The 12360-nt window shown below is 69.8% G+C and carries 11 protein-coding genes; 6 read left to right on the top strand and 5 right to left on the bottom strand.

Translation table 11 applies throughout. The features are described from left to right. Nucleotides 1-50 precede the first annotated feature (50 nt). Together OWC43_RS16250 and OWC43_RS16245 are read left to right on the top strand one after the other, a co-directional pair. Nucleotides 51-1529: an MFS transporter gene (locus tag OWC43_RS16250; RefSeq protein WP_393957420.1), complete on the top strand. Its 1479-nt coding sequence runs from the start codon at nucleotides 51-53 to the stop codon at nucleotides 1527-1529. 248 nt (nucleotides 1530-1777) lie between these two features. Then, on the top strand, nucleotides 1778-2788 hold the full coding sequence (locus OWC43_RS16245) for an alpha/beta fold hydrolase (RefSeq protein WP_393957419.1): 1011 nt from the start codon (nucleotides 1778-1780) through the stop codon (nucleotides 2786-2788). A 48-nt stretch (nucleotides 2789-2836) separates the two neighbouring features. Here OWC43_RS16245 and argF read toward each other — a convergent pair whose 3' ends face one another. The 5 genes from argF to OWC43_RS16220 all read right to left on the bottom strand — a co-directional run bounded on the left by argF (nucleotide 2837) and on the right by OWC43_RS16220 (nucleotide 7188). Continuing rightward, a complete protein-coding gene (argF, locus tag OWC43_RS16240; RefSeq protein WP_393957418.1) occupies nucleotides 2837-3802 on the bottom strand; it encodes an ornithine carbamoyltransferase in 966 nt (321 codons plus the stop codon). Between the two features lie 70 nt (nucleotides 3803-3872). After that, on the bottom strand, nucleotides 3873-5069 hold the full coding sequence (locus OWC43_RS16235; RefSeq protein ID WP_137830327.1) for an aspartate aminotransferase family protein: 1197 nt from the start codon (nucleotides 5067-5069) through the stop codon (nucleotides 3873-3875). 214 nt (nucleotides 5070-5283) lie between these two features. Beyond that, entirely contained in the window at nucleotides 5284-6150 is an 867-nt protein-coding gene (locus tag OWC43_RS16230) for a helix-turn-helix domain-containing protein (protein WP_393957417.1), read from the bottom strand. A 193-nt stretch (nucleotides 6151-6343) separates the two neighbouring features. After that, the gene (locus OWC43_RS16225) at nucleotides 6344-6790 is read right to left on the bottom strand and encodes a helix-turn-helix domain-containing protein (protein WP_393957416.1); all 447 of its coding nucleotides are present in this window, start codon (nucleotides 6788-6790) and stop codon (nucleotides 6344-6346) included. 164 nt (nucleotides 6791-6954) lie between these two features. Next, nucleotides 6955-7188: a hypothetical protein gene (locus OWC43_RS16220; RefSeq protein ID WP_393957415.1), complete on the bottom strand. Its 234-nt coding sequence runs from the start codon at nucleotides 7186-7188 to the stop codon at nucleotides 6955-6957. 407 nt (nucleotides 7189-7595) lie between these two features. Here OWC43_RS16220 and OWC43_RS16215 point away from each other — a divergent pair, with 407 nt between their 5' ends. From OWC43_RS16215 to OWC43_RS16200, 4 genes are all read left to right on the top strand, one after another. Beyond that, complete coding sequence (locus OWC43_RS16215) at nucleotides 7596-8885, top strand: HlyD family secretion protein (RefSeq protein WP_393957414.1); 1290 nt, start codon at nucleotides 7596-7598, stop codon at nucleotides 8883-8885. Further along, nucleotides 8882-11053, top strand: a complete 2172-nt coding sequence (locus OWC43_RS16210) for a peptidase domain-containing ABC transporter (protein ID WP_393957413.1) — start codon at nucleotides 8882-8884, stop codon at nucleotides 11051-11053. The genes OWC43_RS16215 and OWC43_RS16210 overlap by 4 nt, the downstream gene beginning before the upstream one ends. Nucleotides 11054-11130: 77 nt before the next feature. Continuing rightward, nucleotides 11131-11604 carry a RidA family protein gene (locus OWC43_RS16205; protein WP_137830321.1) on the top strand — a complete coding sequence of 158 codons (474 nt, stop codon included), beginning with the start codon at nucleotides 11131-11133 and terminating at the stop codon, nucleotides 11602-11604. Beyond that, the gene (locus OWC43_RS16200) at nucleotides 11601-12359 is read left to right on the top strand and encodes a glycerophosphodiester phosphodiesterase family protein (protein WP_393957411.1); all 759 of its coding nucleotides are present in this window, start codon (nucleotides 11601-11603) and stop codon (nucleotides 12357-12359) included. Before OWC43_RS16205 ends, OWC43_RS16200 begins: the two co-directional genes overlap by 4 nt. Nucleotide 12360 lies beyond the last annotated feature (1 nt).

Below are 12360 nucleotides of genomic sequence, written 5' to 3'. Positions count from 1 at the left end.
CAGGCGGCGGTTGCGAACAATTGTCTGGATTCAGGGTAAACGGGGGGCCAATGGCGAGCCGAGCGGAAGGTCAGGCCGGGGCTGCGACGCCCGAGCGGGTGGCGGCCGGGACCGTCATCGACACCGACATCTCCGCCCGGCTCGACCGGCTGCCCTTCGGACGGTTCCACACCCTCGTCATCGTCGCCCTCGGCATCACCTGGGTGCTCGACGGGCTGGAGGTGACGCTCGCCGGCGCCCTCGTCGGCGCGCTCCGCAAAGAGCCGATGGCCTTCACCGAGTTCGACGTCGGATTGGCGGCGAGTTCCTACCTCGTCGGCGCGGTGACGGGCGCGGTCGGCTTCGGCTGGCTCACCGACCGGATCGGGCGCAAGAAGCTGTTCTTCATCACGCTGGCCCTCTACCTGATGGCGACCGCGGCCACGGGCCTGTCCTGGGACATCACCAGCTTCTGCCTGTTCCGCTTCCTCACCGGGGCGGGAATCGGCGGCGAGTACACGGCGATCAATTCGACCATCCAGGAGCTGATCCCGGCCCGCGTGCGCGGCTGGACCGACCTCGTCATCAACGGCTCGTTCTGGATCGGCGCGGCGCTCGGCTCGTTCCTGTCGATCGCCCTGCTGCGGCCGGAGGTGATCGATCCAGCCTGGGGCTGGCGCGTCGCCTTCTTCGTCGGCGGCGGGATCGGCCTCGTGATCCTGCTCCTGCGCACCTGGATTCCCGAGAGCCCGCGCTGGCTCGTCACCCACGGCTACGCCGCGGAGGCCGACCGGGTGGTGACCGGCATCGAGAAGCGCTTCACCGATGACGGCATCACCCTGCCCCCGCCGGAGGCGGGGCGGCACCTGCGGCTCAAGGTCCGCAGCCACACCCCGCTCTCCGAGGTGGCCGGGGCGATGTTCGTGACGAACCGCCGCCAGACGCTGGTCGGCCTGGCGCTGATGATCGCCCAGGCGTTCTTCTACAACGCCCTGTTCTTCACCTACGCGCTCGTGCTGGAGCGCTTCTACGGCGTGCCCGGCGGCGATGTCGGCTGGTACCTGCTGCCCTTCGCCCTGGGCTCCTTCCTCGGGCCGGTGCTGCTGGGGCGCCTGTTCGACACGGTGGGCCGGCGCCCGATGATCGCGGCGACCTACGGCATCTCGGCCGTGCTGCTGGCCGCCGTCGGCTACCTGTTCCAACTCGGCATCCTCGGCCCCGTGGGCCAGACCGCGGCCTGGATGGTGGTGTTCTTCTTCGCATCCGCCGCCGCCAGCTCGGCCTATCTCACGGTTGCCGAGACCTTCCCCCTGGAGATCCGGGCGCTGGCGATTGCCGCCTTCTACGCCCTCGGCACCGGCATCGGCGGCGTCTCCGGCCCGCTCCTGTTCGGCTCGCTGGTCGAGACCGGATCGCGCGAGTGGGTGCTGGTCGGCTACCTGGTCGGGGCCGCGCTGATGGCGGTCGCGGCGGTCGTCGGCGGGCTCTACGGCACGGCGGCCGAGGGCAAGTCGCTGGAGGACGTGTCGAAGCCGCTGGCCTCGGCCTGACACCGATCGACGATGCTCCGGTCATCGTCGATCGCCCCCGCGCGGAGACACGAAACGGGACCATCGGTCCTGTTTCGTGCGGCCTAGGTAACGGGAAACCTCCGCTCCGCCTCGCGTTGTCGCCGGACATTGCTGGAGCATCGGCCCGAAAGGCGGGAACCGGCTTTCGGAAAAGCCGATGCGGCACAAGAACCCAAAGCATCGTCCTGGATACGATCCAGGACGATGCTTCGGCCCGGAGGCCATCGGTGGATCGGACACGGAGATCGGTCGGGCGGGGCAAGGCCCTGAAGGCCGCCGCCCTGCTGCCGCTCGCGGCGGCGGGCGCCTGGATCGCCTGGAGCCATCTCGGCCTCAATCGGAGCGCCCCCCTCCCCCCGGCGCTGCCGGGGCGGCGGACGCGCCTGCGCACGCGCGCCGGCGGGGTCGGCCTCTACGCGGCGGATGCGCGCGCCGGCCGCCCGCTCCTCCTGATCCACTCGATCAACGCGGCGGCCAACGCCTACGAGGTCCGGCCGCTCTACGAACGGTTTCGCGGGTCGCGGCCCGTCTACGCCCTGGAGCTGCCCGGCTTCGGCTCGTCCGAGCGGGCCGACCGCGTCTACACGCCCCGCCTCATGGCCGACGCGATCCTCGACGCGGCGGCCGAGATTTCCGGCCGCCACGGCGGCGGGGCGATCGACGCCGTCGCCCTGTCCCTGTCCTGCGCCTTCCTCGCCCGCGCCGCCCTCGACCGGCCGGCCCTGTTTTCCACCCTCGGCCTGATCAGCCCGACGGGGTTCGATGCCCGGCTTTCGGGCCGCGGGCCCCTGGACGCGCATCGCGGCAGCGCCGCGACGCGCCGGATCGTCCGCTTCCCGCTCTGGGGGCGGCCGCTCTTCGACGCCCTGGTGAGCGCCCCGAGCATGCGCTTCTTCCTCGAGAAGACCTGGGGCAGCCGCGACATCGACGAGGGGCTCTTCGCCTACGACCAGCTCTCGGCCCACCAGCCGGGGGCCGAGCACGCGCCGTTCTCGTTCATCGCGGGCTACCTGTTCCCCGACGACACCACGCGGGTCTACGAGGCGCTGACGCTCCCGATCTTCATGGTCCACGGCGCGCGGGGCGATTTCGTGGATTACCGCCATGTCGGCGAGGTCGTGGGCCGCCCGAACTGGACGGTCCGGCGACTGCCGACGGGAGCCTTCCCGCATTTCGAGCGGACGGAGGCCGTGGCGGACGCCTACGAGGAATTCCTGGCGCGGGCCAAGGCCGGCTGATCCGGAAGGTCCCTCTCTCCCCTCGCGGGGAGGAGGACGGCCGGCGCGCTACCGCTCATCCTCCAGGCACCATGCCAGAATCCCCTTCTGGGCGTGCAGACGGTTCTCGGCCTCGTCGAACACCACCGATTGCGGGCCGTCGATCACCTCCGCCGTGACCTCCTCGCCGCGATGGGCCGGCAGGCAGTGGAGGAAGATCGCGTCCTTGGCGGCGTGCGCCATCAGGGCGGCGTCGACCCGGTAGGGCGAGAGCAGGTTGTGGCGGAAATGCTCGTCGTCGTCGCCCATCGAGACCCAGCAATCGGTCACGACGGCATCCGCCCCCTTCACCGCCTCGGTGGCGTCGGTGGTGGCGTGGACCCGCGCGCCCTCGCGCTCGGCCCAGGCGACGAGGGCCGGCGGCATCGCCAGCTCGTTCGGGGCGGCGACGGTGAGGGTGAAGTCGAAGCGGGCCGCGGCATGGACCCAGCTCGCCAGCACGTTGTTGGCGTCGCCCGACCACGCGATCGTACGGCCCTTGATCGGCCCGCGATGCTCCTCGAAGGTCATGATGTCGGCCATGATCTGGCAGGGATGCGAGACCTTGGTCAGGGCGTTGATCACCGGCACCTCGGCATGCTCGGCCAGTTCGAGCATGAGCGCGTGGTCGAGGGTGCGGATCACGATCGCGTCGACGAAGCGCGAGAGCACGCGGGCGGTGTCCGCCACCGTCTCGCCGCGGCCGAGCTGCATCTCCTTGCCGGTCAGCATCAGGGTGTCGCCGCCGAGCTCGCGCATGCCGACGTCGAACGAGACGCGGGTGCGGGTGGACGGCCGGTCGAACACCATCGCCAGCGTCTTGCCGGTGAGCGGGCGTTCCTCGGCCTGCCGGCCCTTCACCCGCGCGCGCTTGATGGCCGCGCCGGAATCGAGGATGCCGCGCAGGGTCTCGGCGGAGAAATCCTTGAGGTCGAGGAAGTGGCGGACGTCGGTGGGGGCGGCTTGGGCGCCGCTGCCGTTCAGGGTCGTGCTCATATCGATTTTCGCTCGCGGGGAGGCCGGGGCCCCGGGACACGCCGCTTCGGCGCGTTCCGGGAAAAGCCCTTCAGGCCGCGCCGCGCATCTGCGCCTCCAGATCGGTCGCCGCGGCCTCGAGCCGAGTCACGGCCTCGTCCACCTCCGCCTCGCCGACGATCAGCGGCGGCAGCAGGCGGACCACGTTGTCGCCCGCCGGGATCACCAGCAGGTGCCGCGCCCGGGCGGCGGCGGCGAACTCGGTGTTCGGCAGGTTGAGCTTCAGGCCGCGCATCAGGCCCTGCCCGCGCAGCTCGACGAAGACGTGCGGGTGACGGTCGACGAGGCCGGCGAGCTTCTGCGTCAGCAGGAGGCCCATCCGCTCGACATGGGCCAGGAACCCGTCGCCGAGCACCACGTCGAGCACGGCATTGCCCACCGCCATGGCGAGCGGGTTGCCGCCGAAGGTCGTGCCGTGCGTGCCCGCGACCATGCCGCGGGCGGCCTCGCGGGTGGCGAGGCAGACGCCGAGCGGAAAGCCGCCGCCGATGCCCTTGGCCGCGCTCATGATGTCCGGCGTCACGCCCGACCATTCATGGGCGAAGAACTTGCCCGTGCGCCCGACGCCGGTCTGGACCTCGTCCATGATCAGCAGCAGGCCGTGCGCGTCGCAGAGCGCGCGGAGCCGCCGCAGGGTCTCGCCGGGGATCAGCCGCAGGCCGCCCTCCCCCTGGATCGGCTCGATCATCAGGGCGGCGGTCTCCGGGCCGATCACGGCCTCGAGCGCCTCGAAATCGCCGACCGGCACCTGATCGAAGCCTTCGACCTTGGGGCCGAAGCCGTCGATGTATTTCTGCTGCCCGCCCGCCGCGATCGTCGCCAGCGTGCGCCCGTGGAAGGCGCCCTCGAAGGTGACGATGCGGTAGCGCTCCGGGTGACCGCCGACGGCGTGGTACTTGCGCGCCATCTTGATGGCGGCCTCGTTCGCCTCCGCGCCGGAATTGGCGAAGAACACCACGTCGGCGAAGGTCGCGTCCACGAGCCGCTGCCCCAGCCGCTCGCCCTCCGGAATCTGGAACAGGTTCGAGGTGTGCCAGAGTTTCTGCGCCTGGGTGGTCAGCGCCTCCACGAGGTGGGGGTGCGCGTGGCCCAGCGCGTTGACCGCGATCCCGGCGCCGAAATCGAGATATCGCTCGCCGCGCTCCGTCACGAGCCAAGCGCCCTCGCCGCGCTCGAAGGCGAGCGGCGCGCGGGCATAGGTCGGCAACAGGGCGGAGGTCGCGGTCATCCGGCTTCCTCAGGCAAAAGAACGAAGAGCGTTCCAAACGAAAGTGCCGCCTCGGGATGCGGGCGGCACGGTCGCGATTACACTGGAAAAGGGGGGATCCGCAACGTTGCGGGCGTCTCGACCTGTCGCAACCCTGATCACGCCCCGTCTTTTGCCGGCTCAGTCCTGCTCTTGATCTCGCACGCGATGCGGCGAGACCGGATCAGGCGCCGTGCTACCGCGCCGCCGCCGTGGGCGAGCGGCCGGTGACCTTGCGGAAGGTGCGGCCCATGCGCCGCGCATCGGGGAAGCCCGCGCGGCTCGCCGCCTCGCTGAGCGTGACGGTACCGGAGCGGATCAGGGATTGGGCGAGCGCCACGCGCTCGCGCAGGACGTACTGGTAGGGCGTGATGCCGAACGAGCCCTTGAAGGCGCGCACGAAGTAACTTTCGCTCAAGCTCACCGCCTCGGCCATCTCGCCGAGCGACAGCGGCGTGCCGATCCGATCGGCGACGAGATCGCGAATGCGGCGCACCTGCCGCGCCGTGAGTGCGGTCTTGCGCGGCGAGGCGCCCGGCGCCACGCCGCAGGCGCGCAAGACCGCGAGCGCCACGCTGTCGATCAGCAAGGCGTCCGTGGGACTGTCACGGTCGGCGGCCGCCAGGCCGAGGGCGGTCAACAGGTGAAAGACCGTCATTCGATCGGACAGGCTGCAGGTCGTCGTGCCGATATCGAGCTGCCCGACCGGTGCCTCGATCTTCCGCTCGACGGCCTCCGGACTGAAGACGAGGTAACGCCCCCGGCATTGGCCGTTCCATTCCGTCCGGCCGGCGAAGCCGGGCGGACGCAGGACGAACGTGCCGCCTGCATTTTCCTCGTAGATGCCGCTGCCGGCCTTCTCTTCCTGGAAAGTCAGCGACTCGCTCTGCCATGTCCCGACAAGCAGCCCGGTGACGCTGTGCGTGCTGTGCCCGGGCAGGTGAAAACCGAAATCGATGAAGGTGAGACTGTCGATCCCGCTCGCGACGATCTGTCCGAACACGATGTCGGGCAGCGCGCTGATTTCACCATGCACGCTGCCATTGGCGAAAGGCACGCTCATCGTTCGCATCGCTCCGGATCATGGGGCCTACCCAGCGTCCGGTGACGCCCGGCACTCCTCGACGGTCTCTGTGGCCGGTACCGATATCCTCTCAGTCTATGGTCCATCGGCGCCGAAGCGAGCGCCCTTAGGAAATCAGTCGGCGCGAACACGGATGAGCGGCCATTGTCGTTAACGTTTGCCGATTCCCGTTTCATCCTTCGCGCTTCATGCGGGTTGGAGAATGGCCAACCAATTGCCGGAACGTACGCCCCATCCGACGGGCATCGGGGAAACCGGAGCGCCGGGCCACCTCGCTCAGGGAAGCCCCGCCGGAGCGAATGAGGGACTGAGCCAGCGCGACGCGCTCGCACAGCACGTAACGATACGGCGTCACCCCGAACGATCTCTTGAAGGCTCGTACGAAGTAACTCTCGCTCAGACCGGCCGCGCCAGCGAGGTCGCGGAGCGTCAAGGGCCGGTCGATCCGCTCGGATATGACAGCACGCAGACGCCCGATCTGTTCGTCGGACAGAGCAGGGTGCCGCCCACCTTCTTTCGAAGACCGCTTTGCTGATGCGTCGACGGCAGATCTGACGACCAAGGCATCGCCCTCCGTCTTCCGGAACGGAGGCCGCAGCGATCCTTCGCGATGCGACATGCCGTTCAAAATGCGGCTGCGATCGATCTCGTGTCTCCCTGGAACCGGCGAATGTCGCCGGTTCCAGGGAGCATCCGAGGCAGGGCGCCTGTCGCCGGAACAGCCAAGTTCGTCGCCGATGGGCCGATGAACTCCGGAGATTCCAGGGGCGCCCAAACCCGCTTTTACTTGCCGAGGAGACCGCCGACAGCACCGAGAACCGTGTTGAGCGTACCGCCGGCAGCCCCGAGGATCGTATCGAGCGCACCGCCGGCGAGACCACCCACCTGATCGATCGTGCCGGACACCGCACCCAACTCTTTGCTCAGGTCGAGATTGAGGCCGAGAGACAGACCGCCGCCGACCTGATCCAGCTCCGCAGCGTTGAGCTCGCGGATGGTGTCAATGTTCTGCTGCATGGTTTTCTCCTGCGTGTCGGAAATTCGTAGAAAGACGTTCTGTATTTTTGTCTTCCTGTGGAATAAGAGCTGCGTGTTGCGCGGCTCTGCTGTTAAAAGTACGGATATTGTCTCGGGAGGCAACCCTTGTCGTCGCCTATAACTGCTCCAGACCGTTCGGAATTACGGCCGGTGGACATATCTTGCCCTTCCCTCTTCGGAGTTTTTGACGGCGGATGCGCTCGGCCCCTGCTGACGAAAGGTCGCGGGCCCCGCATCGAGGGATCAAAAACTGACCTGATCGCCCGCGTCTCTCGCGCAACGGGGCATCGACGAGCTAACCACTTGTCGCATCGTCATTTTTTTGCAGATCTGCGCCATAATAACGCAGGCTTAAAGTGCCGAATCGCGCTCGGGAGCCCCGAGCGATGAACGCGCCCCTCTTCCGCCAGGAGGTCGCCGAGGCCCGTCGCAGCGCGTGGCTGGGCGAGGCGCAGGTCGTCCAGCCGCTGCCGATCCGGATCGTGGTCGGGCTCTGTCTCGGATTCGTCGTGGCGGTCGGCCTCTTCATCTGGCTCGGCACCTATACCCGGCGCGTCCACGCCGACGGGCTGCTGGCGCCCGATGTCGGGCTCATCACCGTGGCGAGCCCGCTCGCGGGCCGGGTCAGCGCCTCGGGTGTGAAGGAGGGCGACCGGGTCGAGCGCGGACAGCTCCTCTTCACCATCGATCTCGACGCGGTCTCGGCGAGCGGCCCCACCCAGGAGCGGGTGATCGCCCAGCTCGCCCTTCAGCGCGACAGCGTCGAGCGCCAGCGCACGGCCCGTGCCGCCATGGCCGAGGCCGAGAAGCGCGGCCTCACGGAGCAGATCGCCAATCTGGAGGAGCAGGGCGCCCGCGTCGCCGAGCAGGTCGAACTCCAAGAGAAGCTGGTGCCGCCGCTCAAGACCCGCGCCCAGGAACTTGCCGATGCGGTGGCCAAGGGCTTCGCCCGCGCCGCCGATTTCCAGAGCCAGAACTACCTCTATCTCCAGGCGACCTCGCAGCTCGCCCAGTTCCGCCAGAACGGCCTGCAGGTCTCCGGCAAGCTCGGCGACCTGCGGGCGAGGCTCGCGACCTACGACGAGACGCTCGCCCGCGACCTCGCCGAACTCGACCGCACCGCGGCTCAGCTCGAACAGCAGCGGGCCGAGAGCGAGGCGCGCCGGGCCATCGAGGTGCGGGCGCCCGAGCGGGGCATCCTCACCTCGATCCGGGCGCAGGCCGGGCAGACGGTGGCGGCGGGCGCGAGCCTGCTCACGCTCCTGCCGAGCGAGGGGCGGCTTCAGGCCAATCTCTACGTCGATTCCTCGGCCATCGGCTTCATCGAGCCGGGCGCCACGGTGATGCTGCGCTACGCCGCCTTCCCGTTCCAGCGCTTCGGCCTCTATGCCGGGCGCGTCACCGAGGTGACCCGCGCGCCGCTCGAAGAGGGGAACGCCGTCCCCGCCCCGGGCCAGGACGCCGCGAGGCGGACGAGCGGCGGCGTCTACCGCATCGTCGTGCGCCCCGACGCGGACAGCGTGGTCGCCTACGGCGAGGCCCGGCGGCTGGAGGCAGGCATGCGGGTCGAGGCCGATATCGCGCTCGAGAAGCGCCCGCTCTACCGCTGGCTGCTCGACCCGCTGAATCACGTCCAGCGCAGCATCGATCTCGTCACGGGCGGAGGCATCCGGTGAGCCTGATCGCGGATCTCAAATTCGGCTTCGGCCGACGCCTGCCCGTCCTGCTCCAGGCCGAGGCCGCGGAATGCGGCATGGCGTGCCTGGCCATGGTGCTGGGTTACCATGGCCGCGCCATCGATCTCGGCACGATGCGGGCGCGCCACGCCCTCTCGCTGAAGGGCATGACACTCAGAAACCTGATCGACCTGTCGGGCACGATGGGTCTGTCGACGCGCGCGCTCCGGGTCGAGCTCGACGATCTCGGCCGCCTGCGGACCCCCTGCATCCTGCATTGGGGCCTCAACCATTTCGTCGTGCTGGCCGAGGTTCGGCGCCGGGACATCGTCATCCACGACCCCGCCCGCGGCCGCCGCAGCTTGAGCCTCGCGGAAGCCTCCCGCGAGTTCACCGGCGTGGCCCTGGAGGTGCAGCCGAACCAGAGCTTCGTGCGAGAGAAGGCGGAGCGCCGGTTCGGCATCCCCGACCTGTTCCGGGGATTGGCCGGCATCCGCGGGGCCATGGCGCAGGTCCTGGCGCTCTCGCTCGGCATCGAACTCGTGTCGATCCTGATGCCGATCGCCTCGCAGATCGTCATCGACGAGGTGATCGTGAACGGCGACCGCGACCTGCTGCTCGTGGTCGGCCTCGGGCTCGCCCTGCTGCTCCTGCTGCAACTGGGCCTCGGCGTCGCCCGCACCTGGGCGATCATGCTGACCGGCTCGAAGCTGAACTATCAATGGTCGAGTTCGCTGTTCGACCACCTCTCGCGCCTGCCGCTCGACTATTTCCAGAAGCGCCATGTCGGCGACGTGATCTCCCGGTTCGGGTCGCTCGCGACCATCCAGAAGGGACTCACCACCGACCTCGTCCAGGCGGCCCTCGACGGGATCATGTCGATCGGCATGCTGATCATGCTGTTCGTCTACGGCGGCTGGCTGGCGCTGGTGGCGCTCGCCTCCACCGCGCTCAACGCCGGGCTTCGGATCATCGCCTACAAGGCCTATCGCGAGGGAACCGAGGAGGCGCTCGTCGCGGAGGCCCGCCAGCAGAGCCACTTCATCGAGACCGTGCGCGGCATGGCGAGCGTCAAGCTCCTGAACCTGCGCGAGCGCCGCCGCGGCGTGTGGATGAACCAGTTCGTCCAGGCGCTCAACGCACGCCTGCGGTTGCAGCGGCTCGACCTCGTGTTCGGACGCGGCAATGAGTTCCTGTTCGGGGCCGACCGCCTCGTCCTGCTCGTGCTGGGAGCCGGCGCCGTCATCGACCAGCGGCTGTCACTCGGCATGCTCGTGGCCTTCCTGGCCTATCGCGACCAGTTCTCGACCCGCATCGGCAACCTGATGCAGGCGGGCTTCCAGCTCAGGATGCTCAACGTCCAGACCGACCGGCTCGCCGATATCGTGATGACCGAGCCGGAGGAGAATGCTGCGCCGCCGCCGCCCGCCGCCACGCCGGACCCGCCGGATTCCGGCGCACGCCCCCTCCCCGCGCCGGCTTCCGGTGCGGGGCACGGCGCGGCCCTGCGGGCGACGGGCCTGTCCCTGCGCTACGGCGCGGACGAGCCCTGGGTGTTCCGCGATCTCGACCTCGCCGTCCCGGCCGGATCGAGCTTGGCCATCACCGGCCCCTCGGGCTGCGGCAAGAGCAGCGTGATGCGGGTGATGATGGGCCTGATCGCGCCGAGCGAGGGTGCGGTGCTGGTCGATGGGCGCGACATCCGCGCCGGGGGCACCGCCGCCTATCGCGGCCGCATCGCCGGGGTGATGCAGGACGATGGCCTGTTCGCGGGCTCGATCGCCGAGAACATCGCCTGCTTCGACGAGCGGCCCGATCCCGGCTGGATCCGCGAATGCGCCGCCCGCGCCGCCATCCTGGAGGATATCGCCCGCACGCCGATGGGCTTCGAGACGCTGGTGGGCGATATGGGCTCGACCCTCTCCGGGGGGCAACGCCAGCGGGTGATCCTGGCGCGCGCCCTCTACCGGCGCCCGGAGATCCTGTTCCTCGACGAGGCGACGAGCGCGCTGGACGAGCCGACCGAGGCGGTCATCGCGGCGGCGCTCCGCGACCTCAGGATGACCCGCATCATCGTCGCCCACCGCCCGGCGACGGTGGCCCATGCCGATCTGCGCTACGACTTTTCTCAGAGCCGGGCGCCGGCGCGGGACGCGGTGACGGCGTGAGGGAAGCCCCCTTGCGCCCTGCCCCGCCCCCGTGCTTCGTCCCCGGCGGCGAAGCGGCCCCAAGGAGCGACATGCGCATGAACTCGGTCAAGGAACGCCTGAAGGCCCTGGGGCTCACCCTGCCGAAGGCGGCGGCTCCGGTCGCGAACTACGTGCCGTTCGTGCGCTCGGGCAACCTCGTGATCATCTCCGGCCAGATCTGCTTCGGGCCCGACGGCAAGCTGTCCGAGGCCCATAAGGGCAAGCTCGGCGCCGAGGTCTCGAACGAGGCCGGGATCGAGGCGGCCAAGCTCTGCGCGCTCAACGTGCTGGCCCAGGTCGAGGCGGCGGTGGGCGATCTCGACCGCGGCGTCGTGCAATGCGTGCGGCTCGGCGGCTTCATCAACGCCGTGCCGAGCTTCGCCGGGCTGGCTCCGATCATGAACGGCGCCTCCGACCTGATGGTCGCGGTGCTCGGCGATAAGGGCCGCCATGCCCGTTCGACCGTCGGCGTCGCCGAACTCCCCCTCGACGCCGCGGTCGAGGTCGAGGCGATGTTCGAGGTCGCGTGAGCCGCGCTCTCAACGCGCCCGGCTGGCTGATCGCCCGGCCGATCGCCCATCGCGGCCTGCACGACCGCGCGGGCGGCGTGCCCGAGAACACCCTGGCCGCCGCCGAGGCCGCGGCGGCCGCGGGCTACGCCATCGAGTGCGACGTGCAGATCAGCGCCGACGGCGAGGCGATGGTGTTCCACGACGCGACGCTGGGGCGCCTCACCGGCACCGAGGGCGCCGTGGACGCGACGAGCGCCGCCGACCTCGCCGCACTGACCGTCGCCGGCACCGCCGAGCGCATCCCGACGCTGACCGCGTTCCTCGCCCGTGTCGGCGGGCGCGTGCCGGTGGTGGTCGAGATCAAGAGCCGCTTCGACGGCGACCGGCGGCTCACCCGCCGCACCGCGGAGGTCGTGTCCGGGTTCACCGCGCCGATCGCGCTGAAATCCTTCGATCCCGGCATCGTCGGGACGCTGGCCGAGATCGCGCCCTCGGTGCCCCGCGGCATCGTCGCCGAGGCGAGCCAGGACGATCCCGAATACGACCGACTGACGGCCGCGCAGCGCATCGCCCTGTCGGGCCTGCTCCATCTCGACGAGAGCCGGCCCGACTTCCTGTCCTGGCGCGTCGGCGACCTGCCGGGGCCGGTGCCCTATCTCTGCCGCCGCCTCGGCCAGATGCCGGTGATGACCTGGACCGTGCGCAACCCCGAGCAGCGGGCGCTCGCCGAGGCCCATGCCGACCAGATGGTGTTCGAGGGCTTTCGGCCCTGAC

The sequence above is a fragment of the Methylorubrum sp. POS3 genome (genome assembly GCF_043352485.1).
Taxonomy (GTDB): Bacteria; Pseudomonadota; Alphaproteobacteria; order Rhizobiales; family Beijerinckiaceae; genus Methylobacterium; species Methylobacterium suomiense.
This window is presented reverse-complemented; position numbering and strand designations above follow the sequence as displayed.